Annotated in this window: 21 protein-coding genes; 19 read left to right on the top strand and 2 right to left on the bottom strand. The window is 72.0% G+C overall.

The window, feature by feature from the left end; all coding sequences use genetic code 11:
* The 10 genes from ACZ6B1_RS05995 (at position 1) to ACZ6B1_RS05950 (ending at position 15,699) form a co-directional block, all read left to right on the top strand.
* The gene (locus ACZ6B1_RS05995; RefSeq protein WP_468775350.1) at positions 1-777 is read left to right on the top strand and encodes a TIGR03936 family radical SAM-associated protein; all 777 of its coding nucleotides are present in this window, start codon (positions 1-3) and stop codon (positions 775-777) included.
* Between the two features lie 262 nt (positions 778-1,039).
* Positions 1,040-5,260, top strand: a complete 4,221-nt coding sequence (locus ACZ6B1_RS05990) for an Rne/Rng family ribonuclease (protein WP_468775348.1) — start codon at positions 1,040-1,042, stop codon at positions 5,258-5,260.
* Positions 5,261-5,492: 232 nt separating this feature from the next.
* Positions 5,493-5,813 (top strand): 50S ribosomal protein L21, encoded by a 321-nt coding sequence (gene rplU, locus ACZ6B1_RS05985; RefSeq protein ID WP_004931419.1) that lies wholly within the window; start codon positions 5,493-5,495, stop codon positions 5,811-5,813.
* Positions 5,814-5,827: 14 nt separating this feature from the next.
* On the top strand, positions 5,828-6,082 hold the full coding sequence (rpmA, locus tag ACZ6B1_RS05980; RefSeq protein WP_018846648.1) for a 50S ribosomal protein L27: 255 nt from the start codon (positions 5,828-5,830) through the stop codon (positions 6,080-6,082).
* A gap of 116 nt (positions 6,083-6,198) precedes the next feature.
* Positions 6,199-7,647: a GTPase ObgE gene (gene obgE, locus ACZ6B1_RS05975; protein WP_468775346.1), complete on the top strand. Its 1,449-nt coding sequence runs from the start codon at positions 6,199-6,201 to the stop codon at positions 7,645-7,647.
* A gap of 455 nt (positions 7,648-8,102) precedes the next feature.
* Positions 8,103-9,656, top strand: coding sequence for an alkaline phosphatase D family protein (locus tag ACZ6B1_RS05970; RefSeq protein WP_468775344.1), 1,554 nt, complete (start codon positions 8,103-8,105; stop codon positions 9,654-9,656).
* A 220-nt stretch (positions 9,657-9,876) separates the two neighbouring features.
* Entirely contained in the window at positions 9,877-10,230 is a 354-nt protein-coding gene (locus ACZ6B1_RS05965) for a hypothetical protein (protein ID WP_468775342.1), read from the top strand.
* A 211-nt stretch (positions 10,231-10,441) separates the two neighbouring features.
* A complete protein-coding gene (locus ACZ6B1_RS05960; RefSeq protein ID WP_468775340.1) occupies positions 10,442-11,938 on the top strand; it encodes a D-ribitol-5-phosphate cytidylyltransferase in 1,497 nt (498 codons plus the stop codon).
* A gap of 175 nt (positions 11,939-12,113) precedes the next feature.
* Positions 12,114-14,234 carry a hypothetical protein gene (locus ACZ6B1_RS05955; RefSeq protein ID WP_468775338.1) on the top strand — a complete coding sequence of 707 codons (2,121 nt, stop codon included), beginning with the start codon at positions 12,114-12,116 and terminating at the stop codon, positions 14,232-14,234.
* Positions 14,235-14,460: 226 nt separating this feature from the next.
* Positions 14,461-15,699: a glycosyltransferase family 2 protein gene (locus ACZ6B1_RS05950; protein WP_468775336.1), complete on the top strand. Its 1,239-nt coding sequence runs from the start codon at positions 14,461-14,463 to the stop codon at positions 15,697-15,699.
* A 17-nt stretch (positions 15,700-15,716) separates the two neighbouring features.
* Here ACZ6B1_RS05950 and ACZ6B1_RS05945 read toward each other — a convergent pair whose 3' ends face one another.
* On the bottom strand, positions 15,717-17,120 hold the full coding sequence (locus ACZ6B1_RS05945; protein ID WP_468775334.1) for a polysaccharide pyruvyl transferase family protein: 1,404 nt from the start codon (positions 17,118-17,120) through the stop codon (positions 15,717-15,719).
* Between the two features lie 230 nt (positions 17,121-17,350).
* Between ACZ6B1_RS05945 and proB the strand changes: the two genes are divergently transcribed.
* The 5 genes from proB to ACZ6B1_RS05920 all read left to right on the top strand — a co-directional run bounded on the left by proB (position 17,351) and on the right by ACZ6B1_RS05920 (position 22,312).
* Positions 17,351-18,466, top strand: a complete 1,116-nt coding sequence (gene proB / locus ACZ6B1_RS05940; RefSeq protein ID WP_468776044.1) for a glutamate 5-kinase — start codon at positions 17,351-17,353, stop codon at positions 18,464-18,466.
* Between the two features lie 150 nt (positions 18,467-18,616).
* Positions 18,617-19,051: a hypothetical protein gene (locus tag ACZ6B1_RS05935; protein WP_468775333.1), complete on the top strand. Its 435-nt coding sequence runs from the start codon at positions 18,617-18,619 to the stop codon at positions 19,049-19,051.
* A 132-nt stretch (positions 19,052-19,183) separates the two neighbouring features.
* Complete coding sequence (locus tag ACZ6B1_RS05930; protein ID WP_468775331.1) at positions 19,184-20,470, top strand: glutamate-5-semialdehyde dehydrogenase; 1,287 nt, start codon at positions 19,184-19,186, stop codon at positions 20,468-20,470.
* A gap of 109 nt (positions 20,471-20,579) precedes the next feature.
* Positions 20,580-21,152: an SCO2584 family spore wall biosynthesis protein gene (locus tag ACZ6B1_RS05925; protein ID WP_468775329.1), complete on the top strand. Its 573-nt coding sequence runs from the start codon at positions 20,580-20,582 to the stop codon at positions 21,150-21,152.
* An 89-nt stretch (positions 21,153-21,241) separates the two neighbouring features.
* Complete coding sequence (locus ACZ6B1_RS05920) at positions 21,242-22,312, top strand: SCO2583 family membrane protein (protein ID WP_468775327.1); 1,071 nt, start codon at positions 21,242-21,244, stop codon at positions 22,310-22,312.
* A 72-nt stretch (positions 22,313-22,384) separates the two neighbouring features.
* Here the strand turns inward: ACZ6B1_RS05920 and ACZ6B1_RS05915 are convergent, their stop codons facing one another.
* Positions 22,385-23,491, bottom strand: a complete 1,107-nt coding sequence (locus ACZ6B1_RS05915) for a M48 family metallopeptidase (protein WP_468775325.1) — start codon at positions 23,489-23,491, stop codon at positions 22,385-22,387.
* Between the two features lie 102 nt (positions 23,492-23,593).
* On the opposite strand from ACZ6B1_RS05915, the gene ACZ6B1_RS05910 reads away from it, so the two are divergent.
* The 4 genes from ACZ6B1_RS05910 to ACZ6B1_RS05895 all read left to right on the top strand — a co-directional run bounded on the left by ACZ6B1_RS05910 (position 23,594) and on the right by ACZ6B1_RS05895 (position 26,536).
* Positions 23,594-23,758 (top strand): hypothetical protein, encoded by a 165-nt coding sequence (locus tag ACZ6B1_RS05910; RefSeq protein ID WP_358927355.1) that lies wholly within the window; start codon positions 23,594-23,596, stop codon positions 23,756-23,758.
* A gap of 141 nt (positions 23,759-23,899) precedes the next feature.
* Positions 23,900-24,064, top strand: coding sequence for a hypothetical protein (locus tag ACZ6B1_RS05905; RefSeq protein ID WP_468775323.1), 165 nt, complete (start codon positions 23,900-23,902; stop codon positions 24,062-24,064).
* 56 nt (positions 24,065-24,120) lie between these two features.
* The gene (gene nadD / locus ACZ6B1_RS05900) at positions 24,121-24,783 is read left to right on the top strand and encodes a nicotinate-nucleotide adenylyltransferase (RefSeq protein ID WP_468775321.1); all 663 of its coding nucleotides are present in this window, start codon (positions 24,121-24,123) and stop codon (positions 24,781-24,783) included.
* Between the two features lie 16 nt (positions 24,784-24,799).
* Positions 24,800-26,536 (top strand): LCP family protein, encoded by a 1,737-nt coding sequence (locus ACZ6B1_RS05895; RefSeq protein ID WP_468775319.1) that lies wholly within the window; start codon positions 24,800-24,802, stop codon positions 26,534-26,536.
* The last annotated feature ends 92 nt before the right edge of the window (positions 26,537-26,628 follow it).

Raw genomic sequence — 26,628 nt, 5'->3', positions numbered from 1 at the left:
GTGCAGCGCATCCGACTGCGCTACACCAAGCGCGGCCGCCTCCGGTTCACCAGCCACCGTGACTTCCAGCGCGCCTTCGAGCGTGCGCTGCGCCGCGCCGAGGTGCCCATGGCGTACTCGGCGGGGTTCACACCGCATCCGAAGGTGTCGTACGCCAATGCCGCACCCACCGGCACGGGCAGTGAAGCGGAGTACCTGGAGATCGCGCTGACCGCGGCGCGGGACCCCGAGACCCTGCGCGTCCTCCTCGACGAGTCGCTGCCCACCGGGCTGGACATCGTCGACGCGGTCGAGGCACGGACCTCGGGGCTCGCCGACCGGCTCACGGCCTCCGTATGGGAGCTGCGGCTGGACGGCGTCGACCCGCTCGACGCCCGGCGCGCGGTGGAGGCCTTCATCGAGGCCGACACCGTCGAGGTGCAGCGCATGACCAAGAACGGCGTCCGTACCTTCGACGCCCGCCCGGCGGTCGCGAACCTGGAAACGCACAGTTCGCGGGCTGATGGGCCGACCGACCAGCCCTGTGCGATACTGCGGCTGGTTGTTCGGCACGTGACGCCTGCCGTACGACCCGACGACGTCCTGTCCGGTCTCCGCGCCGTGGCCGACCTGGCGCCGCCGGTCCCCGCAGCGGTGACCAGGCTGGCGCAGGGGCTGTTCGATGAAGAGACCGGCACGGTGACCGACCCGCTCGCGCCCGACCGCGAGGCAGCCGAGGCCCTGACGGCCGTACCGGCCGCCGCCGCGACGGCGCCGACGCCGGAAGGCTCCGCGTAGGGACGCACGTCGTAGCGCCGCCCTCGTACTCGGGAGCCACCTGGGTCGGGCAGCGCACCGACCAGAAGACTTTCGCCAGGCCGTACCGACAAGGCGTACGGAACCGGCGAGACAGGACACAGAGTGCTCCCGTGCGGCGCCCGCGCCCCGGACGGCGGTCACCGCGTATCGCGCGGACCGCGGACGTCAACGGTGAACGGTCCCTCGGGACCGGCGCCGGACCAGGCGCGGCGCCCGGGAGCCTGACGGGAGAAACGCCCGCATGCTCGAACCGACCGAACCCAACGAGGGTTCCGAACTGAACACGCCGAGCGACACCCTGCCCCCGCGCAGGCGTCGCCGTGCCGCTTCCCGCCCGGCGGGCCCGCCGGGCGCGGCCGAGGCCCCCGCCGAGGTCACCGTGCCGGCCATACCGGCCGCGGAAGTGGATGAGATCGCCGAGGCTGAGGAAGAGGCACAGGCCGGGACGGAGGCCGTGGCGGCACCCGCCGCGGCCGAGGAGGCCGCGCCTCCCGCCCGTACCCGCCGCCGGGCCACCCGCCGCGCCGCCGCGCCGGCCGGGTCGCCGGCCACCGCCGAGGCCGCCGAGACGGTCGTACCCGCCGCTGAGGCCGCCGGGTCCGCCGAGCCGGTCGAGGCTGCCGAGACCGCTGGGGCCGCCGAGGAACCCGCACCGCCCCGTACCCGCCGGCGGGCGACCCGCCGTGCGTCCGCGCCCGCCGGAGCCCCGGCTGAGGCGGAGGCCGTGGTGCCCGCCGCCGGCACCGGGTCCGCCGGCACCGAGTCCGCCGAGACCGAGGCGAAGACGGAGGCAGTCGTGGAACCCGAGCCCGAGGCCGTGACCGAGGCCGCCGCCCCGGCTCGCCCGCGTCGCCGTGCCACCCGGCGCGTCTCCGCGCCCGCCGGTGAGCCGAAGGCTCCCGAGGCCGCCGCCGAGGCCGCCCCCGCCCCCGAGGCCGCCGCCGAGGCTCCCGCCGCGACGGAGGAGGCCGCGTCCGCCGGCCGTACCCGCCGCCGCGCGACCCGCCGTGCGTCCGCGCCCGCCGGGACCCCGGCCGCCGCCGAGACCACCGAGGCCGTCGTACCGGCCGCCGCCGCGCCCGCCCCCGAGGCGGAGGCCGCGGCGGAGGAGCCCACCGCCGCACCGGCCGCCGACGAGGCCGCCCCGCGCCGTACCCGCCGCCGCGCCACCCGCGGTGCCGCCGAGGTCCCCGCCGAGGAGACCAAGGCCCCCGAGGCGCCGAAGGCCCCTGCCGCCGCCCCCGCCGCCGAGATCCCCGCCGAGGAGGGCGCTCCCCGTCGCCGTCGCCGGGTCGTCCGGCAGGCCGCGACCGGATTCGCCGCGCCCGCGCAGACCGAGGCCGACGAGGCCGGGGCACCGCGCCGCCCGGCCCGGCCCGCCGTGGCCGTGTTCCAGGCGCCGGTGTTCGCCGAGCCGCAGTTCCAGACCCCGCAGCGGGCCGCCGCCCAGGCCGCGGCCGAGGCCGCCGGGGCTGAGGAGCCCGAGGAGGAGACCGAGGCGTACCCGGAGGAGCGCGCCGAGGCCGGCGCGCGCCGTCGCCGTCGCCGCCGGGGTGCCGCCGAGGAGACGCGGCCCGCCCGGGCCGAGGAGCCGGAGGAGGCCGAGGAGGCCGCCGAGGACCTCGCCGAGGGTGACGAGGGCGACGAGGGCGACGAGGCCGAGGGCTCCGAGGAGTCCGGTTCGCGCCGCCGTCGCCGCCGGGGCGGCCGTCGCCGTCGCCGCGGTGACGCCGCCGAGGGCGAGGCCGGTGAGGGCGCGGACGCCGAGTCCGACGAACTGGCCGCCGAGCAGGCCGCACAGGACGCCGAGGACACCGCCGAGCAGGAGGACGAGGACGCCGAGGAGGCCCGGGACGAGGAGTCCGGGGGCTCCAGCTCCAGCCGTCGCCGTCGCCGTCGCCGTCGCCGCGCCGGTGAGAGCGGAGGCGAGGCCGAGCCGACCACCGACGACCCCGAGCGCACGGTCGTCAAGGTCCGTGAACCCCGCAAGCCCGCCGAACCGTCCGACGAGGTGCAGTCCATCAAGGGCTCGACCCGTCTGGAGGCCAAGAAGCAGCGCCGCCGCGAAGGCCGCGAGCAGGGCCGCCGCCGCGTCCCGATCATCACCGAGGCCGAGTTCCTGGCCCGCCGCGAGGCCGTCGAGCGCGTGATGGTCGTGCGCCAGCACGGCGAGCGCACCCAGATCGGCGTGCTCGAGGACGACGTGCTGGTCGAGCACTACGTCAACAAGGAGCAGTCGACCTCGTACGTCGGCAACGTCTACCTGGGCAAGGTCCAGAACGTGCTGCCGTCGATGGAGGCCGCCTTCATCGACATCGGCAAGGGCCGCAACGCCGTCCTCTACGCCGGTGAGGTCAACTTCGGGGCGCTCGGCATGGCCAACGGGCCGCGCCGCATCGAAGCCGCCCTCAAGTCCGGCCAGTCGGTGCTCGTCCAGGTGACGAAGGACCCCATCGGCCACAAGGGCGCCCGTCTGACCAGCCAGGTCTCCCTCCCGGGCCGCTACCTCGTGTACGTGCCCGAGGGCTCGATGACCGGCATCAGCCGCAAGCTGCCCGACACCGAGCGGGCCAGGCTGAAGACCATCCTCAAGAAGATCGTCCCCGAGGACGCGGGCGTCATCGTGCGCACCGCCGCCGAGGGCGCGAGCGAGGACGAGCTGCGCCGTGACGTCGAGCGGCTCCAGGCGCAGTGGGAGGAGATCCAGAAGAAGGCCAAGAGCGGCAACGCCCCGACGCTGCTCTACGGCGAGCCGGACATGACCGTCCGGGTCGTCCGCGACATCTTCAACGAGGACTTCTCCAAGGTCGTCGTCAGCGGCGACGAGGCCTGGCAGACCATCCACGGCTACGTCTCGCACGTGGCGCCCGACCTCGCCGAGCGGCTGTCGAAGTGGACCAGTGAGGTCGACGTCTTCGCCACCTACCGGATCGACGAGCAGCTCGCCAAGGCGCTGGACCGCAAGGTCTGGCTGCCGAGCGGCGGTTCGCTGGTGATCGACCGGACCGAGGCGATGGTCGTCGTCGACGTCAACACCGGCAAGTTCACCGGTCAGGGCGGCAACCTCGAGGAGACGGTCACCAGGAACAACCTGGAGGCGGCCGAGGAGATCGTGCGCCAGCTCCGGCTGCGCGACCTCGGTGGCATCATCGTCATCGACTTCATCGACATGGTGCTCGAGTCCAACCGGGACCTGGTGCTGCGGCGCCTGCTGGAGTGCCTGGGCCGGGACCGGACCAAGCACCAGGTGGCCGAGGTGACCTCGCTCGGCCTGGTGCAGATGACCCGCAAGCGGGTCGGCCAGGGCCTGCTGGAGTCCTTCTCCGAGACCTGCGTCCACTGCAACGGCCGCGGTGTCATCGTCCACATGGAGCAGCCGGTCACGGCCGGTGGCGGCGGTGGCGGCAAGCGCAAGAAGCGTGGCCGGGGCGGAGACGCGCAGGAGCACGTGCACGAGACCGCCGCCGTGGCGGTGGAGACCGGCGAGGCCGTCGAGCCCGAGGTGGAGACCGCCGTCGAGGTGGCCGCCGAACTCGCCGAGCCCGTCGCGCTGCCCGGGCCGGACTTCGAGCCGGACGAGGAGCTGTACAGCAGCGTCGCCGAGGCGGAGGCGGCCGCCGGCCGCGGCCGTTCCCGTCGCCGCGCGAGCCGCCGGGCCTCGGCACCGGCGGGTGCGCCGAAGGCGGAGAAGGCCCCGAAGGCGGAGAGGGCCGCGCAGGCTCCGGAGGCCGAGAAGGCTCCGAGCACGGAGGCGGCCGTGGCCGCCGCCGCGCCGACCGCCCAGGACGTCACCGCCGAGGAGGCGGCGGCGCGCCCGGTGCGGCCCGAGCCCGCCGCCGAGGCGCTGGCCGAGCCGACGGCGGCCGAGGACCAGATGGTCCCGGAGCCGAAGGCCGAGCCCGCCGCCGAGGAGGCCGCGCCCAAGGGCCGTACGCGCCGCCGGGCGACCCGGAAGGTGTCGGCGCCCGCCGGTTCCCCCGCGGGAGCCGAGGCGGCCGTGGTGACGGTGTCCGAGACCGCGCCCGCCGCTCCGGTGGAGCAGCCCGCGGTCGAGGCCCCGGCTCCGGCCGCGGAGGCCGAGAGCGCCGCCCCGGCCCGCCCGCGCCGCCGTGCCGTGCGCAAGGCCACCGCGCCGACCGCGTCCGAGGAGGCGGCCGTGACGGTCGTCCCGTCGGCCGCGCCGGAGGAGACCCCGGCCGCCGCCGAGACGGTGACCGAGGCCGCGGTGACCGAGGCGCCGGCGGCCGAGGAGACCGTCGAGGAGACGGCTCCGGCCAAGAAGACGGCCCGCAAGACCGCCAAGAAGGCCACGGCGAAGAAGGCGGCCACCAAGAAGACCGCGGCCAAGAAGACGGCCGCCAAGAAGACGACGGCCAAGAAGGCGGCCAAGACCGCCAAGACGGCCGCCGCCAAGACGACGGCGAAGAAGACCACCACGGTCCCCGCCGGCGACGAGGGCTGACGCCCTGGGGTGTGGGGCCGGTCCACGTGACCGGCCCCACACCCACCGGGCCCGGTTTGACCCCTTCGGCCGTGGCCCCGTAACCTTGACCGTCGGCGTGTCGAATGGCGCGCCACATCCCCGTAAACCTCTTCCTCCCGGGTGCCTCGGCGGCCGGGAGAGGCTGTCCGTGTTCATGCCCGGGCGGCTGGACTGCGGGGGTGCCGTTCCCGAGCGAGAGAGTGAGATCCGCGTGTACGCCATCGTGCGCAGCGGTGGTCGCCAGCACAAGGTTGCTGTCGGCGACATCGTTGAGGTTGACAAGATTTCCACCGCCAAGGTTGGCGACACGGTCGAGCTCTCGACCCTGCTCGTTGTCGACGGCGACGCTGTGACCAGCGACCCGTGGGTGCTGGCCGGCATCAAGGTCCAGGCCGAGGTCGTGGACCACCACAAGGGCCAGAAGATCGACATTCTGCGCTACAAGAACAAGACGGGCTACCGCCGTCGCCAGGGCCACCGCCAGCAGTACACGGCGATCAAGGTCACTGAGATCCCCGCGGCTGCGAAGTAAGGGACTGAGGAGAAATGGCACACAAGAAGGGCGCATCGTCCACCCGGAACGGTCGCGACTCCAATGCCCAGCGGCTCGGCGTGAAGCGCTTCGGCGGTCAGGTCGTCAATGCTGGTGAGATCCTGGTCCGCCAGCGCGGCACCCACTTCCACCCGGGCGCCGGCGTCGGCCGTGGCGGCGACGACACGCTGTTCGCGCTGCAGCCGGGTGCGGTGGAGTTCGGTACCCACCGTGGCCGCAAGGTCGTGAACGTCGTTCCGGTCGCCTGACCCGAGCGTTCCGTTCGAACCTTTCGCGAGGCGGACCTCACTTCCCGGTCGGGAAGGCGGGTCCGCCTTTCGCGTGTTACGCAAGAGACATCACCGTAGTTCTGGAGGCATGAACCATGACCACCTTCGTGGACCGCGTCGAGCTGCATGTCGCCGCGGGTAACGGAGGCCACGGCTGTGCCTCCGTCCACCGTGAGAAGTTCAAGCCGCTCGGCGGCCCGGACGGCGGCAACGGCGGCCGTGGCGGCGACGTGATCCTGACTGTCGACCAGTCGGTCACCACGCTGCTCGACTACCACCACTCCCCGCACCGCAAGGCCACCAACGGCAAGCCCGGCGAGGGCGGCAACCGCTCCGGCAAGGACGGCCAGGACCTGGTCCTGCCCGTCCCGGACGGCACCGTCGTCCTGGACCAGGCGGGCAACGTGCTCGCCGACCTGATCGGCCACGGCACCTCGTTCATCGCCGCCCAGGGCGGCCGGGGCGGCCTCGGTAACGCGGCACTGGCCTCCGCCCGCCGCAAGGCGCCCGGTTTCGCGCTGCTCGGCGAACCGGGGGACCTGCAGGACATCGTCCTGGAGCTGAAGACGGTCGCGGACGTGGCCCTGGTGGGTTACCCGAGCGCGGGCAAGTCTTCGCTGATCTCGGTGCTCAGCGCGGCCAAGCCGAAGATCGCCGACTATCCGTTCACCACCCTGGTGCCCAACCTGGGTGTCGTCACGGCCGGGTCGACCGTCTACACCATCGCCGACGTGCCGGGCCTGATCCCGGGCGCCAGCCAGGGCAAGGGCCTGGGCCTGGAGTTCCTCCGGCACGTGGAGCGGTGCAGCGTGCTGGTGCACGTGCTGGACACCGCGACCCTCGAGTCCGACCGCGACCCGGTCTCCGACCTCGACATCATCGAGGAGGAGCTGAAGCAGTACGGCGGCCTCGACAACCGTCCCCGCATCGTCGTCCTGAACAAGGTCGACGTGCCCGACGGCAGGGACCTGGCCGAGATGGTGCGCCCCGACCTGGAGGAGCGCGGTTACCGCGTCTTCGAGGTGTCGGCGGTGGCCCACATCGGCCTGAAGGAGCTGACGTACGGGCTCGGTGAGCTGGTCGCCGGCGCGCGGGCGGCGAAGCCGAAGGAGGAGGCGACGCGGATCGTCATCCGGCCGAAGGCCGTGGACGACGCGGGCTTCACGGTCACCCGCGAGGAGATCGGCGGCGAGCCGCTGTTCCGGGTGCGCGGCGAGAAGCCGGAGCGCTGGGTGCGGCAGACCGACTTCAACAACGACGAGGCCGTCGGCTACCTCGCCGACCGCCTGAACCGCCTCGGTGTCGAGGACCAGTTGATGAAGGCGGGCGCCCGCACCGGCGACGGCGTGGCCATCGGTCCCGAGGAGAACGCGGTCGTCTTCGACTGGGAGCCGACCGCCATGGCCGGCGCCGAGATGCTGGGCCGGCGCGGTGAGGACCACCGCTTCGACGCGGCCCGGCCCGCCGCCCAGCGGCGGCGCGACAAGCAGGCCGAGCGGGACGAGGCGCTGCGCGAGTACGACGAGTTCGACCCGTTCGAGTAGGACGGACGGACGCGGAGTGGTGATCGCCGGGAGAGGTCCCGGCGTCCGGCGGGGCGACCCCACCGCTCCCGGGTGATTCGAAGTGTGCGACCCGGAAGGGAACGACGTTCCCTTCCGGGTCGCACACTTCCCGCTGCCGGCGCCCTGCTCCTCGCGGCTCCCCCCGGCTCCCGGCCCGGCGGGGCGTTCCCACGCTGACCCGTCACGGCCTCACGACCTCCCGGCCTCACGGACACCGGACTCCGTGGACACAGACGGTTTCTGACACTCCGTAACCCGTTGCGGCGCCCTCACGTTCCAGATGTGGTCCCGGTGCCGCGGCGGGTCTTCTGTTGTCCGCCTACTTGTCATGCACGCGAATGCTGCCGTTCGGCGGCCGGGCCGTCCGGCCGTGGGAGCTTCCGAGGGTCCGCGAGTGAAGCCCAGGAGGCCCGTGTGGCAAGGGAGTCAGCCGAATGACCGGAGCAGTACCGCAGGCCGACCGACGCCGTTTTCTGACCGCGGGTGCCGCCGTCCTCGGCGCCGCGGCCTCCGCGCAGCTCTGGCTGCCGGGCACCGCCCGCGCCGCCGGCAACCCGCTCCCCGACGGCCTGTTCACCCTCGGCGTGGCCTCCGGCGACCCGCTGCCCGACGGCATCGTGCTGTGGACCCGGCTCGCCCCCGACCCGCTGAACGGCGGCGGGATGCCGGACACGATCGTCCCGGTGGAGTGGGAACTCGCCGAGGACGAGAGGTTCCGCCGGAAGGTCCGCCGGGGCACCGCCCAGGCCCGCCCCGAGTTCGGGCACAGCGTGCACGTGGACGTACGGGGGCTGCGCCCGGACCGCCGGTACTGGTACCGGTTCCGGGCGGGCGGGCAGCTCTCGCCCACCGGCCGGACCCGCACCGCGCCCCACCCGCACCAGCGGGGCTGCTCCCTGCGCGTCGCGCTCGCCTCCTGCCAGAACTGGCAGCACGGCTACTTCACGCCATACGCCGACATGCTCGCCCAGGACCCGGACATCGTCCTCTTCGTCGGCGACTACATCTACGAGTCCACGCCGTCGGCGACGGCAGTGCGGCGGCACGAGGGCACCGGGGAGCCGTACACCCTCGTCGAGTACCGCAACCGCTACGCCCAGTACCGCACCGACCCCGACCTCGCCGCGATGCACGCGAACGCGCCCTGGGTGGTCACCTTCGACGACCACGAGGTCGACAACGACTACGCCGGCGAGGTCCCGCAGGATCCCGGCAAGCAGTCGCACGACGCGTTCACGGCCCGGCTGACCGCCGCGTACCAGGCCTACTACGAGCACATGCCGGTCCGCGCCACCGCCGTCCCGGACGGCCCGCACATCCAGATGTACCGCCGTCTGGACTTCGGCCGCCTGGCCCGGCTCAACGTGCTGGACACCCGGCAGTTCCGCGGCGACCAGGCCACGAGCCAGGCAGGTGCCGAGGACCCGTCGCTCACCATGCTCGGCGCCGCGCAGAAGCGGTGGCTGCTGGACGGGCTGCACGGCTCACCGGCCCACTGGAACCTCGTCGCCTCGCAGATCATGATGGCCGAGACCGACCTGCTGCCCGGCGACGGCAAGCTCTGGTACTACGACGCCTGGGACGGCTACCAGGCCGAACGCAACGCCCTGCTGGAGGAGTTCGCAGGCGTCCGCAACCCGGTCGTGCTCAGCGGTGACCGGCACCTGACGATGATCAGCGACCTCAGGAAGGACTTCGCCGACCCCGCGTCCGCCGTCGTCGGCGCCGAGTTCGTCGGCACCTCGATCTCCAGCAACGGCGACCAGGACCAGGCCGCCTTCCACGCCCAGTGGGACCCGCTGAAGGCGGACAACCCGCACTGGAAGGTGATCGACGCCCACCGCGGCTACCACCTCTTCGACATCAGCCGCGACGGTCTCGACGCCCAGGTGCGGGTCGTCGACACGGTCCTGACACGGAAGTCCGCCGCGAGCACCCTGGCGCGGCTGCGGGTGGAGGCGGACGAGCCCGGCGTCCGGCCGGTGTGACGCGGCCCACTTGGGGCGCACCGGAAACCTGGGTGAGCGGGGCCTGCTCGGACCGCCGGAGAATCTTCCGCGACGGGTTCCGGACACCGCGAATCGATCCCTTACCCTGGCCGAGACCGAAATGCTGCGGAATCTTGATGTCGAATTCCGCGGCAATGGGCTGCCCGCCGGGCCGTATTCCCGGCTGGTGCGCAACGGCGCAGCGTGGCATATGAAGAACATGTGCAGTCCGCGGCCCGCCGACCTGAGGAGCGCCGGCCCCCGGTGGGCGGCCGAGGCGGCGGCCGCGTCCGCCGCCCCGGCGGCGGAGCGGATCGGCGCCCTCGGTGCCCTCGGCGTCCGGGTCCTCGGCGATCCGGGCCCGCTGTCCGCGGTGCCCGAGCAGCCGGTACCGTCGTCGCCGGAGCCCCGGATGAGCCCGGAAGCGGCGGCTCGGGCGCTGTACGTTGCCCTCGCGGCGGCCGCCTCCGGGAGTGTGGGCACCGCCCTCGCGCGCGGTGCCCACCAGGCGCCGTCGAAGGAGCTCGTCCGGGTCCTCGGTCACCGCTGCCCGAAACGGCTGCGGAGCCGCTGAACACCCCTCCCGCCGGGGCCTGTGACGGACCTGTGGACTTACTCACAGCAATTCCACGGAGGTTCACGACGGCCCTCGCTCAATCACCTGGGGCGCAAGGTGAATGACAGGTAGCGCGCACATATGCATGGGACGTCACTCACCTTGCACAGCGGTTACCCGAAGTGGGACCATTTCGAACGTTCCCTGTCGCCCCAAGGTAGGTCAGCCTGTGTCACAGCACATAGCCAAGCCCCGAACCACCGCAGTCGTCCTGGCCGGTGGCACCGGTCAGCGGGTGGGTCTTTCGATCCCCAAGCAGCTGCTGAAGATCGCCGGCAAGGCAGTCATCGAGCACACGCTGACCACTTTCGAGAACGCCGACTCGATCGACGACATCATCGTGCTGATGGCGCCCGGTTATGTGCCGGACATCGAGAAGATCGTCGCCAAGGCCGGCTTCACCAAGGTCAAGAAGGTCATCGAGGGCGGTTCGACCCGGAACGAGACCACCGAGCGCGCGATTTCCGCCCTCGGTGAGGGCCTGGCCGAGGGAGAGGACGTCAACGTCCTCTTCCACGACGCCGTGCGCCCCCTGCTCTCGCAGCGCGTCATCGACGACTGCGTGACCGCGCTGGAGCGCTTCCAGGCCGTGGACGTGGCCATTCCGTCCGCGGACACCATCATCGTCACGCGCACGCACGGCGAGGACGGCGAGTTCATCACCGAGATCCCGGACCGCTCCCGGCTGCGCCGCGGCCAGACCCCGCAGGCCTTCAAGCTGTCCACGATCCGCCGCGCCTACGAGGTCGCCTCCGGTGACCCCAACTTCCAGGCCACGGACGACTGCTCCGTCGTGCTCAAGTACCTGCCGGACGTGCCGATCCACGTCGTCGCGGGTGACGAGTACAACATGAAGGTGACCCAGCCGGTCGACGTCTTCATCGCCGACAAGCTGTTCCAGCTCGCCTCGACGGCAGCACCGGAGCAGAACGGCGAGGAGGCCTACCGCGAGCTGCTGACCGGCAAGACGGTCGTCATCTTCGGCGGCTCCTACGGCATCGGCAAGGACATCGCCGAACTCGCCGAGTCCTACGGCGCCTCCGTGTACGCGCTGGGCCGCTCCACCACCGGTACCCACGTGGAGAACCCGGAGGAGGTCGACGACGCGCTGTCCAAGGCGTACGCGGAGACCGGCCGGATCGACTACGTGGTCAACACCGCGGGCGTGCTGCGCATCGGCAAGCTCGCCGAGACCGACAACGCCACCATCGAGGAGGCGCTGAAGGTCAACTACCTGGCCCCGGTGCAGATCGCGCGCTCCTCCTACAAGTACCTGTCGGAGACCAAGGGCCAGCTCCTGCTCTACACCTCCAGCAGCTACACCCGCGGCCGCGCCGAGTACAGCCTCTACTCCTCGACCAAGGCCGCCATGGTGAACCTCACCCAGGCGCTGTCCGACGAGTGGGCGTCCGAGGGCATCCGCGTCAACTGCATCAACCCCGAGCGCACCGCGACCCCGATGCGCACCAAGGCGTTCGGCCAGGAGCCGGCCGGCTCGCTGCTCTCCTCCGAGGCGGTGGCCCGCACCTCCCTGGACGTGCTGCTGTCGGAGCTGACCGGTCACGTCATCGACGTGCGCCAGCAGGACCCGACCGCCGGCGCCGCGAAGGCCTCCGGTTTCGAGCAGGCTCTGGCCACGGTGCTGGACCGTCAGGACGGCGTGTAATAATCGCGGTAAATAGCTTTTGGGAATTCAGGCCTCTGTGCGCGCTCATTCACCGGGCGTCTGCAGAGGCCTGAGTCCGTACACCTCTTAAAAATCGGTAAGGCCCGCGATCACCGCTTAATTCCGGCAATACCGAACAAAACCGGCACTCCCCCCTCCCAGAGCAGGTTTCTCCGTGATATCCACCGCTATTCGCGTCGCCCGGGTGGGCAGCGCGGCCGAGCTGGCCGCGGCGGCCCTCATGATGCTGGGCTTCCCCTGCCTCATGCTGGCCGCGCTCCTCCCCAGCGTGTACGCCTTCGTGGCCGCGGCCGCCGTGACGTACCTGGCGGACCACTTTCTGCACCGCAAGGGCAGCTATCTGATCAACCGCCTGAGCAAGGTCCGGGCCGGCCTGTCGATCCGGTTCCTCATCAGGCAGCTGCTGCTCATCCTGCTGCTGGCCCGGATGTCCCTGGCGGACAACCTGGTCTTCTACGCCGCGGTCGCCTGCTTCATCGCCTTCTACGGCCTGCAGGCCCCCCACGGCGCGCTCGTGACGCTGATCCGCAACCGCCGCCGGATGCCGGTCGCCACCCGCAACATCGACCTGAAGTCCCGCATCCGCATCCCGGACGCCCCGCCGCGCCGCCTGCTGCACCGCTCCGCGGAGAAGATGCTGCACCTCGACCTGTTCGCGGTCGCCGGCCTCCTGGTCTCCGCCGCGCTGGACGACGCCTTCCTCGGCTTCATCGGGGCCGGGGCCACCGTGGCCCTCGGCTGCCTGTACGTCGCGGTGCTGCTGCCGTACGTGCGCGGCCGGCGGACCCCGCCGAGGGCCGAGACCGTGCTCGCCGCCGTGGACGACTGGCTGGCCGTCTACAAGCCGGAGACGGTCCTTTACTTCTCCGGCTCCAAGGACTCCGCGTACCAGGTCAACATGTGGCTGGAGACGATGGAGCAGCTGGAGACCCGGCCGCTGATCATCCTCCGCGAGCGCGCCATCCTGAACAACCTCGCCCCCACCACCGTCCCCGTCATCTGCGTGCCCGGAGGGGTGCACCTGATGAACCTGGACCTGTCGACGGTGCGCGTCGCGCTCTACGCGGCCAACGTGGGCAAGAACATCCACCTGCTGCGCGTGCCCACCATGAAGCACGTCTTCATCGGCCACGGCGACAGCGACAAGCTGGCCAGCGTCAACCCGTACAGCAAGGTGTACGACGAGGTGTGGACCGCCGGCCGGGCGGGCCGCGACCGCTACGCCATCGCCGACGTCGGCGTCCGCGACGAGGACATCGTCGAGGTCGGCCGCCCGCAGCTCGCGCCGATCACCACCTGGCAGGGCGTGCCCGAGGGCCGCATCCCGACCGTGCTGTACGCCCCCACCTGGGAGGGCTGGGACGGCAACCCCGGCAACACCTCGATCGTGCTGGCCGGCGAGAACATCGTGAGGAAGCTGGTCGAGGCCGACCCGCCGGTGCGTGTCCTGTACAAGCCGCACCCCTTCACCGGCACCGTCAGCGCCCAGGCCGGCGCCGCGCACCGGCGCGTCACCGCCCTGGTCGAGAAGGCCGCCGCCGAGCGCGCCGCCGACTCCCGCTTCACCGCCGACACCGCCGCGCAGGAGCGGGCCCGGGCCGAGCTGGCCCGGATCGAGGCCCGCCTCGCCGAGCTGGCCGGCGCCGGCGGCGACAAGGGCGACGAGGCCGAGGCCACCCGCGACGGGATCGTCGACGTCGAGCGGCACCGGGAGATCGCCCGGCTGCGCGCCGAGTGGAACGCCGCCCACTGGAATTCCATCCCGGCGTACGAGCACAAGGTCATCACCGGTGCCGAGCCGCGCCTGTACGACTGCTTCAACGTCTCCGACGCGATGGTCTCCGACATCTCCTCGGTGGTCTCCGACTTCATCGCGAGCGGCAAGCCGTACGCGGTCACGGACTCCGGCGAGCTGGGCGTGGAGGAGTTCAAGCGGCAGAACACCGCCGTGCGCGCCGCGACGATCCTGTCCAACAGCGCGGCCGAGCTGGGCGGCCTGCTGGACGCGGTCCGCGTCCCCTCCGCCGACCCGCTGGCCGGGGACCGCAAGGAGCTCAAGCAGTACCTGCTGGGCCCGGACGAGCCGAAGTCCATCGACCAGTTCAACACCGCCGTCGCCGATCTGGCCCGGAAGGCCGAGACCCGCAACGTCGGCCAGCAGTCGCGGGTCGGCGCGGCCAACGTCGACCCCGCCGAGACGGCCGAGCTGACCACCGCGCTGCCGGGCCAGCGCAAGGCCTCCGCCGGTGAGACGGACGACTTGAACGCGGTCTGACGACTCCGCCACCTGAAGGGCCGGCCCCGGAGACCCCGGGGCCGGTCCTTTTTCACATCTCCTTACCGCCCCCCTGTCGCACGGATGAGCAGCTCTTACCGGCCGTGCGTACCTTCGGTTGCGGCCGCCGCGCCCCGTGTGGCGTACCTCACTCATCGCTCGGCGTCAGGCAACCGCCTCCGACGGGAACCCGTCTAACAGGTTGTATTGATGCGATTCGGGGGAAATGTTCTGTGACCAAGGGGGAACCGTGACCGTCGTGACGCAGCCTGATGTGACCGTAGTCATCGGGGCGTACGAAGCGATGCCGTATCTGGTCGACTGCCTGGCGTCGGTCGAGGCGCAGACCATCGGCCCGGCCCGCATGGAGGTCATCGCGGTCGACGACGGCTCGACGGACGGCACGGGGGAGTACCTGGAGGAGTTCGCGGCCCGCGCCGGTATGCCGGTCACCGTCGTCCGCCAGGAGAACTCCGGCAGCCCCAGCGGCCCGCGCAACGTCGGCCTCGGCAAGGCCGCCGGACGCTACGTCTTCTTCCTCGACGCCGACGACCGGCTCGGGACCGAGGCCCTGGAACGCATGGTCGACATGGCCGACCGCAACGGCACCGACGTCGTCCTCGGCCGGGTCGAGGGCGTCAACCGCACCCCGCCGAAGTCCATGTTCGGCCGGACCCTCGACCGGACCGACGTCTTCTCCTCCAACATCAAGTTCACGCTGAGCGCGCAGAAGTTGTTCCGCCGCGCGCTGCTGGAGCGCCACGGCATGCGGTTCGACGAATCGCTGTGGACCGGCGAGGACGCGCTCTTCACCCTGGAGGCCTACCTGCGGGCGGACGGCGTCTCCGTGCTCGCCGATCACACCTGCTACTACCTCGTGGGCCGCGAGGACGGCAAGCACGTGACGAAGACCGGCAGCTACACGCTGCGCTTCGACTCCGCGCGGGCCCTGATGAAGCTGATCGCCGACATGGTCCCGGCCGGCCCGCGCCGCGACGACCTGATGGTCCGGCCCTTCCTCATCACCCTGCTGCCGCAGTTCGGGCCCAAGTTCCTCAAGGACACCGAGGCGGTCCGCCGGAACAAGCTCGAGCTGGCGAAGCCGCTGATGGACGCCTACTGGACGCCGGGGGTGGCCCGCCGCCTGAAGGTCCACGAGCGGCTGCGGCTGCAGCTGGTGGCCGAGCAGCGGACCGAGCCGCTGCTCGACGTCGTGGAGTTCGTGCGGGCCGGGAAGCAGCCCGCCGCACTGCTGGAGAAGCGCGGCACCCGTCTGTACCTCGCCTACCCGCACTTCCGTTCGGAGGCGGCCGGCATCCCCGACGACCTGTATCTCGCCGAACCCCGTGAGGCCCGCGCCTTTCCGGGCTACCGCGAGCCGGCCGCCCGCTCCCTCCCGCGCCGGGCGCTGCGGAGGATCAGGCGGCTGCTGCCGAGCGGCGGGATCGGCGCGGCGGCGGCGTGACGTCCGCCGCGCCCCGCTTACTTGCCCGAGTGCAGAGCCCGGCCCACCACGCGGCGGGCGCGCCGGTAGACGGAGGCCGCGGGCGCGGGGACGGCGTCCTTGACCCGCTTCGACCGGGCCAGCTCACGCCGCAGCCGGTCGTTGTCCTTGGACAGCTCGCCGACCTGGGTGTGCAGCCAGCCGAACCGGGTGGTGAGCGAGGACAGGTCGGCGTCGTTCCAGGGGCGCACGCCCGGCGGGAACGCCAGCGACCGCATCCGCTTCTCGAAGGCGGCGCCGCCGTCGCCGTGCGTGAAGGTGTTCTGCAGCCCGTTCTTGTCCAGGAAGCCGGTGAACCGCTCGAAGCGCTCGGCGTGGTTGCCGGTCAGTCCGCTGAAGTCGGCCTGCTCGTACAGGCGCGCCGGGTCCGCCGCCTCGGGGTCCTTGGCGACCTTGTCCAGGCGCTGGTGCGGGATCTCGAAGTAGCGGCACAGCTCCAGCGTGCGCGAGTCGCCGCACAGCACGGTCGCGGGGGTGCCGGCGAGCAGCGCCGCGATGTTGCCGTGGATGCGGGAGCCGAAGGAGAAGTCGAACGGGCGCAGCTCGTCGATCCAGGTGATCGGGTCGACGTACACCCGCACCTTGTCCTCCCGGTACATCGGGTGGTCCGGGTGCGTCGGTATCGCGGTCACCGCGGCGTTCGGGTCCGACAGGTCCCGCCAGTGGAGCTGCCGCGCGTCGCTGAGGTTCTGGCCGATGAAGCGCAGATTGGGGTAGTGCTCGTGGGTGCGGCTGATGATCCGCCCCAGCCCCTGCTTCTTCACCGCGCTGTGCGAGCCGTTGATCGCGATCCGCGACTCGGCCGTCAGGCCGGGGACCTGCTTGCGCACGTCGAGTTCGCGGCCGTACATGAACAGGGACGGGCAGCCGATGACCTCGATGTCCTTGAAGCCCATGTCCCGCAGGTACGTCTCGGTGAACTCGCCGCGCACGCCGATCGAGGCGCTGCGGTCCAGCACCGCCGAGCAGAACGCGCGCACGGTCGGCTCGATCCGCTTCAGCCGCGCCGCGTCGTAGCCCACACCGGTCTGCGCGCCCACGCCGAGTACCACGACGGGGATGCGCAGCTTGGAGATGAGACGGGTCAGCCGCTGCAGCGCCACCTCGAAGGACGGGCGGAAGGCGTTGGCGAGCGGCACGACGAAGGCGTCGTACTCCGCGTTGATGCGTGCCGCCGCGGCCACCTCGGTGCGCCCGCCGTTCGAGAAGACCTCGGTGTCCGGCGTCTCGAGGATCTTGTGCGCGGCGTCCTGGAAGATCAGGTTGCCGGAGTTGGTGGCGATGACGTCCTGGTGGAGGGCCTGCTCCACGGAGAAGACGTCATAGGGGCTCTTGCCCGATCGGAGCAGGATGCGCTTCGGGTGGCGAACGTTAGGTGACACAACAGTCAATTTAAGTTGGTGAAGCGTTTAATTTCTATAGGCAATGGGTACAACCTTTTTGCCGTACGCGAACCGTGAGCAAACGGTTACCGTGCGCCTGTCCGGTGACTGGACCGATGCGCACCGCACGGCCCCCTTCGCGTAGATTGCCGCACAGGCAGCGATTGCCGTTCAGGCAGCCGGTACGGGGCGAGGGGACAGCAGGCAAGGTGACCGAGGCAAGGCAGGCCGTGGGTGCGGCCCGCAGGATCGTAGTCAAGGTGGGCTCCTCCTCGCTGACCACCGCCGCGGGCGGTCTGGACGCCGACCGCGTCGACGCGCTCGTCGACGTCCTCGCCAAGGTGCGCAGCGGAGGGGAGCGGGAGATCGTACTGGTCTCCTCCGGAGCCATCGCGGCCGGGCTCGCCCCCCTGGGGCTGCGCCGCCGCCCCAGGGACCTCGCCCGCCAGCAGGCCGCCGCCAGCGTCGGCCAGGGCCTGCTCGTCGCCCGCTACACCGCCTCCCTCGCCCGTTACGGCGTCCGTGTCGGCCAGGTGCTGCTCACCAGCGACGACATGAGCCGCCGCGCCCACCACCGCAACGCCTCCCGCACGCTGGACAAGCTGCTGGCGATGGGCGCCCTGCCGGTCGTCAACGAGAACGACACCGTCGCCACCGACGAGATCCGGTTCGGAGACAACGACCGCCTCGCCGCCCTGGTCGCCCACCTCGTCCACGCCGACCTGCTGGTGCTGCTCTCCGACGTCGACGGCGTCTACGACGGCGACCCGAGCAAGCCGGGCACCTCGCGGATAGCGGAGGTGCGGGGACCCGGGGACCTCGCCGAGGTCGAGATCGGCAGCACGGGCAAGGCCGGGGTGGGCACGGGCGGCATGGTCACCAAGGTCGAGGCCGCCCGGATCGCCGCGGCCGCCGGCATCCCGGTGGTGCTGACCAGCGCCGTCCACGCGGCGGAGGCGCTGAGCGGCGGCGACACCGGCACCTACTTCCACCCCAGCGGCAAGCGCTCCGCCGACCGGCTGCTGTGGCTCCAGCACGCCTCCACCCCGCAGGGCTCCCTCACCCTCGACGACGGCGCCGTCCGCGCGGTGGTGGAGCGGCGCACCTCGCTGCTGCCCGCCGGTATCGCCGGGGTGGAGGGCGAGTTCAGTGCCGGCGACCCGGTCGAGCTGCGCGACGGCGCGGGACGCGCGGTGGCCCGGGGGCTCGTCAACTTCGACGCCAAGGAGATCCCCCTGCTGATCGGACGTTCGACCCGGGAGCTGGCGCGCGAGCTGGGCCCGGCGTACGAACGCGAGGTCGTACACAGGGACGACCTGGTGCTGCTGCACTCGTCGCACTCGTAAGGCCACTCGTAGAACAGGGCGTACGGAACGCCCCCGGTGGGGGACGTTCCGTAAAACCGCCACACGGAGCCCGGCGGCCTGCTCAACTTTCTCTTGGGGACATGTTGATGGGACACGTTCCGTCAAGGGTCATGCGAGAAGGAGGCCGTCGTGAGACGAGCGCGCCCCGGGACGGCGTCCCGCGGTGCTCTGACGAGTGTCGCGGCCGGAGAGACCTACGAGCGGCGTGAGGGGCCCAGGGATCTGCCCCGGCTGTGGCACGTCACCCTCAGCGTCTCCGGGGAGGAGGTGCCGCTGTCCGACCTGCGGCGCGCCCTGGAGCAGCTCGCCCACGACCACCCCTTCCTGCTGACCAGCAGATACGCCGGCGATCACGCGGAGATCCGTTACTGGGAGGAGGCCCGCGACCTCCATGACGCGGCCGCCGTCGCGCTGCGGCTGTGGGGCGAGCACCGGCAGACCGCCGGGCTGCCGGCCTGGGAGATCGTCGGCCTCGAGGTCATCGACCGCGAGACGTACCACCAGCGCATCGCCGAGGGATACGGCCCCGCGCCCGCGACTCCGGTAGGTGTGCACCCGTTCTGAACGGCCGCCCGGTGCCGCCGAGGGGTACCGGTCCCATGGCAGGCCTCCACGGCGAGCTTCACCCCCTTTTGACCCGTCTCGCGGTGTGGGACGACGGCTGAGCGGCCCGGTGCCGCGCACTACCCTTCCCCCATGACCACGCTCTCGCCGTACGACTCCATGTCCCCGGTCACCCAGGCCGCCTACCGGGCCAAGGCCGCCGCCGCCGATCTCGCGCCGCTCCCGCGCGCCGCGAAGGACGACGCGCTGCTCGCCATCGCCGACGCCCTGGAGGTCAGGACCGGCGAGATCGTCGAGGCCAACGCCAAGGACGTGGCCAGGGCCCGGGCGAACGGCACCAGCGAGTCCGTGGTCGACCGGCTCACCCTCACTCCCGAGCGCGTCCGCGCCATCGCCGCCGATGTCCGCGACGTCGCGAAGCTGCCCGACCCGGTCGGCGAGGTGGTGCGCGGCTCCACCCTCCCCAACGGCATCGACCTGCGCCAGGTCCGCGTCCCGCTCGGCGTGGTGGGCATCATCTACGAGGCCCGCCCGAACGTCACCGTGGACGCCGCCGCGCTGTGCCTGAAGTCCGGCAACGCCGTCCTGCTGCGCGGCTCGGCCTCCGCCTACGAGTCCAACACCGCCCTCGTCCGGGTGATCCGGGACGCCGTCGGCGGCGCCGGGCTGCCCGCGGACGCCGTCCAGCTCGTGCCCGGCGAGAGCCGTGACTCCGTCCGCGAGCTGATGCGCGCCCGCGGACTCGTCGACGTCCTCATCCCGCGCGGCGGCGCCTCCCTGATCCAGACCGTGGTGAGCGAGTCCGTGGTCCCCGTCATCGAGACCGGCACCGGAAACTGCCACGTCTACGTCGACGCGCAGGCCGACATCGACATGGCGATCGAGATCCTGATCAACTCCAAGGCCCAGCGGGTCAGCGTCTGCAACGCCGCCGAGACCCTCCTGGTGCACCAGGACATCGCCGCCGAGTTCCTGCCGCGGGCCCTCGACGCCCTGGCCGAGGCCGGGGTCACCGTGCACGCCGACGAGCGTGTGCTGGCCCACGCCGGGGACTCCAAGGCAACCGTGGTCGAGGCGACCCCGGAGGACTGGGAGACCGAGTACCTGTCGTACGACATCGCCGCCGCCGTCGTGGACTCCCTCGACAAGGCCGTCGAGCACATCCGGCTGTGGACCTCCGGGCACACCGAGGCGATCGTCACCACCTCCCAGCAGGCGGCCCGCCGCTTCACCCAGCTGGTCGACTCCACCACCGTCGCCGTGAACGCCTCCACCCGGTTCACCGACGGCGGCCAGTTCGGCTTCGGCGCGGAGATCGGCATCTCCACCCAGAAGCTGCACGCCCGCGGCCCGATGGGCCTGCCGGAGCTGACCAGCACGAAGTACATCGTCACCGGCGACGGGCACGTACGCCGCTGACCGGGGCGCGCGCACGCCGGCGAGCGGGCCTGGCGGAAAGACGTCTCAGGAAGCGGATGAATTTCCGTACCGTCTGCCCAAATTGACCCCCCAGGTCTACTCTGGAGCCGTGCCGGAGGACGTGGGGGGCACGCCGTTCTCGGACGGCTGGGAGCCCGACGACGACCACGACCGCGGGGTGTCGGACGAAGAGTTCGCCTCCGTGGTCTTCGACGAGGCCTTCGTGCAGGCGGCCGTGGTGCACGAGCCGACCGCCGTCGAACGCCTGCTCGCCGCGGCCCAGGCCAGAGCCGAGGCCTCCGAGGCGGAAGCCCGCAGGGCCCCCGCCGGAGGCGACCGCTACGACGACGGCTACGGCCTCGAGGGCACCGGATTCGGTCATGATCAGGACGACGACGACTTCGACGACGACCATGCCCGCGGCGACCACCATGGCGCCTTCTGGCCCTACGGCAGGCAGGTGCGCTGGCACCGGCCCGTCGCCTGGGTGCTCGCGCTGGTGATGGGGGTCGGCATGGTCGCGCTGGCCTTCGCGGCCGTCTACCGGGGCGCCTCCTCGGGCACCCGCGACCGGATGCCGTCACCCGCCTCCACCGGCCTGGAGCAGGGAGCGGCGGCACGCCCCTCGGCCCCCGCCGACACCGCACGCCCCGCGGTCTCGGCGATCCCGCGATCCCCGTGAAAGCCGCCCCGCGTTTCTGGTGAGAACCTGTCAGAAGTTGTCGCACAGCGGTGCGTTTACCGGAGGCCCCCGGGACCTACCCTGAAAGTATGGGCGGGCCTGGAGACCCACCGGAGGGGACACCCGAGGGCGGCCCCGCAGGTGGCGAGGACGAGTACCGATCCGTCGTGTTCGACGAGTCGTTCGTCCGCGCTGCCCGCCTCCAGGAGTACTCCGCACAGGAGCGCATGACCGACCACGCGCCCGCCGTGCGCCGCCGCCGGCCGCTGCGCCGGGGGCTGACCCGGCAGGCCCTGATCCTCCTCCTGCTGATCGCGGTCGCCTTCGCCACCGCGGTCTACATGGGGGTCCGCCACCCCTACGGCTCCCCGCAGGCCCGGCGCACCGTCGAGCCCCTGCGGACCACCGTCATTCCGCTGGTCCCGCAGGGCAAGGTGCCCGGCGCCACCGACGCCGAGTACCTGTACGCGCACAGCCCGGCCGCTCAGTTCGAGGTCGGCGCCGAGGGAATCCCGCTGCCCGCCTCCCGCAGCACCGCGCACTTCTCGGACAGCCAGGTGACCGCCGCCCTGAGCATCGCCAGGAACTACCTGGTCCGCTCGTCCCTCGACCCCGACGTGCTCACCGGCCGCCAGGTCCGCCCGGTCCGGGCGCTGCTCGACTCCGATCAGCTCGCCCAGTTCGACCGCGGCTTCGACCACCCTGCGGCGGACGGCCGTCACGCCCCCACCGGCTGGCTGGTGCGCATCGACCCCTCCCGCGCGCGCCTGGCCGACGACCGGATCCGCGCCCAGGGCACCCTGCGGGCCACCGAGGCCGACGCGGCCACGCTGGAGATCAGCGCCGACACGATCTTCGTCTATGCCCTGCGCCCGGCCCGCGCGGCCGCCGACGCGGCCGTCTCCCTCTTCACCGTCCGCCGCGAGCTGGCCTTCCGCTTCACCCGCGACGACCTGCGCGTGGGACAGGTCCGGCTGGCCGGCTCCTACACCCAGGCGGGCCCGCTGTCCTGCGCCGAGGACGCCACCTCCTACCTGCGCCCCCTGCTGCCCGGCCAGACCGCCCGGAGCGGCGGCCCGGCGGGCACCGACCCCTACGCCGCGGACAGAACCACGGCCCTGTGCGGCACCCTGGCGACCCAGGCCCAGCCGAAGGTCTGACACCCGAAGGTCTCACGCCCGAAGTTCTGACGGCCCGGCCCGGCCCGGCCCGGGCGCCGAGGCGTGGTTCCGCTACTCCCCGTCCTGCTCCGAGGCGTCCCGCGGGCCGTCCTGCGGGCCGTCCTTCGGCGGGGCCGGGCTGCGGAAGCCGTCGAAGCCGCGGCGGACCCGTCCGCCGAGGTCGCCGGCGCCGCCCGCGAGGTCCGTGACCAGCTTCATCAGCGGGTCCTTCGAGGTCTTCACATCGCTGGCGTAGCTCGCGGCGGACTCACGGAAGGAGTCGCTCACCGAGGTGTCCTTGTCCTCGCTGCGCCGCGGGTAGTGGCCGTCCATCAGGCGCTGGTGGTCCCGGGACTCGGCCCACTTCTTCAGCTCCGCGGCCCGGATGGTGGCGAAGGGGTGCGAGCGGGGCAGCACGTTCAGGATCTTCAGCACCGAGTCGCGCAGGTCGCCGCCGGCCTCGTACTCCTCGGCCTGCTCCAGGAACGCGTCCACGTTCATCTCGTGCAGATGGTTGCCGCCCGCCATCTTCATCAGGCCGCGCATGGAGGCCCGCAGATCCTGCCCCACCAGCAGCCCCGCCCGGTCCGCCGACAGCTCCGACTTGCGGAACCACTCCCGGAGCGCGGTGACGAGCGCCATGATCGCTATGTTGCCCAGCGGTATCCAGGCGACCTTCAGGGCCAGCGTCGTCAGGAACAGCAGGATCGTGCGGTACACCGAGTGACCGGACAGGGCGTGCCCCACCTCGTGCCCCACGACCGCCCGCATCTCCTCCTCGTCGAGCAGTTCGACCAGGCCCGTGGTGACCACGATGACCGGCTCGTCCAGACCGATGCACATCGCGTTCGGCTGCGGGTCCTGCGTGACGTACATCGGCGGGACCTTCTCCAGGTCCAGGATGTAGCAGGCGTCCAGCAGCATGTCGTGCAGATGCGCGAACTGCCGCTCCGAGACACGAACCGAGTCGGACAGGAACAGCAGCCTCAGACTCCGCTCCGGCAGCAGCCCGCTGAGCGCCTTGAACACGGTGTCGAAACCGCTCAGCTTGCGCAGCGCCACCAGAGCCGACCGGTCGGCCGGATGCTCGTAAGCACGCGAGGAGATCCCCGGGAAACGCCTGCGCTGCCTGCTCGGCACGCGCTCGTGCCCGGTCTGCTCACGGCCGTCGTCGGACATGTCTTCCCCCATGTGCGTGTCAGTGCCACTGTCGCCCCCGAGACAGGGGCCAGCCTAGGCGGAGTTACCGTGGACGGGCAGTACAGCGAAGGAGACCACGTCATGGAGTACCGCCCCCCGGCCACCTGGCTGACCGAGGCCGCCGGCACCGCCGCCCAGCAGCACGGATCGGGCAACCTGCTCCGGATCGTTCTGATCGTGATGTTCCTCGGCTGCGCACTGACCGCATGGCTCCTGCTGCGCGGCTACAAGCAGAAGGACGACTGACGGGCCGCTGAAGTTCCCACCCGGCGCCGCACTCGACGCCCCGCGTCCGCCGCGACGGCGGAGTCGGGGTGATCGCCGCCGGGCCGCCCGCTTACGATGAGCCGACATGTTCATCCCGCCCACACGCGATAGGTCCTGCCGATGAGCCTCCACCTCGCCGCCGCCCAGCTGGTCACCCTCGCCGCCGAGGGTGAGGAGCGCGGCGGCAACCACAACAGCCTGAACCCGGCGGTCACCGGCGGCGGCGCGCTGGTCATCCTGCTGCTCCTGCTGTGGATCACGACCCGCTTCAACCGCGACCGCTGAACCGGGACCCCGTCCCCGGCCAGGGCCCTCGGACCGGGCCGGTAGGGTCTGCACGCATGGAAGAGCAGGACATGCCCACCGGTCCGGTGCACACCCCGGTGCCACGGCCGGGCAACGGCCCCGCCCACCCGGGCAAGCGCCGCCTCGGCGTCATGGGCGGAACGTTCGACCCGATCCACCACGGGCACCTCGTGGCGGCCAGCGAGGTCGCCGCCCAGTTCCAGCTGGACGAGGTGGTGTTCGTGCCCACCGGCCAGCCGTGGCAGAAGTCCCAGGGGAAGGTGTCCCCGGCCGAGGACCGCTACCTGATGACGGTCATCGCCACGGCCGAGAACCCGCAGTTCTCCGTCAGCCGCATCGACATCGACCGCGGCGGCCCCACCTACACCGTGGACACCCTGCGCGACCTGCGGGCCCTCAACCCCGACACCGACCTGTTCTTCATCACCGGTGCCGACGCCCTCGGCCAGATCCTCACCTGGCGGGACTCCGAGGAACTGTTCTCCCTCGCGCACTTCATCGGCGTCACCCGCCCCGGCCACCACCTGACCGACCAGGGGCTGCCGGAGGGCGGCGTCTCGCTCGTCGAGGTTCCCGCGCTCGCCATCTCCTCGACGGACTGCCGCGCGAGAGTCGCCAAGGGCGACCCCATCTGGTACATGGTGCCGGACGGAGTCGTGCGTTACATCGACAAGCGCGAGCTGTACCGCGGCGAGTGAGCCGAGAGGGGCACCGGTGAACGACCGATACGACGCGGATGACGCCGCCCAGGGCGCCGCCCCGTACGAACTCGTCGGCTACGACGAGTACGGGCAGCCCGTGTACCGGCAGATCCCGGCACAGCAGGCGCCACAGCAGTCCTACGACCCGTACGCCCAGCAGGGCTACGGCTACGACCCGTACGCGACGGGCCCCCAGCAGCCGCAGTCCTACGACGCGTACGGCACCGGCCGGCCGCAGCCCGCCACGCCCTCCTACGACCCCTACGGTTCCCAGGCCCCGTACGACGCCTACGGCACCGGCGACCGGGGAACCTCCGCCCCGTACGACCCCTACGGGCAGACGGCGACGAGCGGGCAGTACCCCCGGGTCGCCGAACAGACCGCCTACATCCCGCAGCAGACCGGCCCCGGCGGCACCACCGCACCGCGGGAGCCCGAGGCCCCCGAGCCCGCCGCCGCCCCCGGTGAGGCGGAACGGGGCAACGAGCAGTTCGCCTTCGTGGAGGAGCCCGACGGCGAGTCCGAGGACGTCATCGACTGGCTGGCGTTCACGGAGAACCGCACCGAGCGCCGCGAGGAGGCCCGCCGCCGCGCCCGCAGCCGGATCATCGCCCTCGTCGTCGTCCTCGCCCTCGTCGCCGTGGGCGGCGTCGGCTACCTCTGGTACGCAGGCAAGCTGCCCGGCCTGTCCTCCTCCGGCTCCGGGACGGGCACGGCCACACCGGTGGGCGCCCAGAAGCGCGACGTGATCGTCGTGCACCTGCACAACACCGGCGGGTCCGGCACCTCCACGGCACTGCTGGTCGACAACACCACCACCAAGCAGGGCACCACCGTGCTGCTGCCCAACTCCCTCGCGCTGAGCGGCGACGACGGCTCCACCACGACGCTCGCCAAGTCCGTGGACGACGACGGAGCCTCCGGCACCCGCGACCAGCTCGACACCGTCCTCGGGACCAGCATCCAGGGCACCTGGCGCCTGGACACCCCCTACCTGCAGAACCTCGTCGACCTGGTCGGCAACATCGACATCGACACCGACACCGACGTGCCCGACCCGGACGCCAAGAAGAAGGGTTCCTCCGCGCTGGTCCACCGGGGCAAGGCGCAGACCCTCAGCGGCAAGATGGCCGTCGCCTACGCCACCTACCGCGCGTCCGGCGAGTCCCAGAACGCCCAGCTCGAGCGGTTCGGGCAGGTCATGCAGGGTGTGCTCCGCAAGCTCTCCTCCGAGCCCGCGGGCGCCACCACCACCGTGCAGAGCCTGGCGCAGATCCTCGACCCGCCGCTGACCGACAAGGACCTCGGCACCTTCCTCGCCGGCCTCGCCGACCTCGCCAAGGGCGGCGACTACCGGACGGCCGTGCTGCCCGTGCAGACCGACGGCACCCTGAGCGCGGCGACCGGTGACAGCGTGGTCAAGGACATCCTCGGCGGCACCGCCAAGAGCCCCGACGCGGGATCGGCGGTGCGGGTCTCCGTCCAGAACGCCACCGGCGTGAAGGACGACACCGAGAAGGCCCGCGTCGTGCTCCTGAACGGCGGCTTCACCTTCCTCGAGGGCGGCACCGCGTCCGGCGCCCGGACCACCTCCCAGGTGCTCTACGCCGACGCCGCCGACAAGGCGAACGCCGCCGAGGTCGCCAAGACACTGGGCCTGCCGGCCGGCTCCGTGGCCAAGGGCACCGTGTCCTCCGGCGCCGACGTCTCGGTCGTCCTCGGCGGCGACTACCGGCCCGCCTCCTCCTGAGCGCGGCCGGGGCACCCCACGCGATGCCGTAATCGCGTGGGGTGCGCCAGGCGGTCCGTGAGACCCTTGAGGTCAACAGACCGCCGACCGAA

It is taken from the genome of Streptomyces sp. NPDC041129 (genome assembly GCF_055592265.1).
Note: the sequence above shows the minus strand (reverse complement) of the source record. Positions and strands in the feature narration are given on the sequence as shown.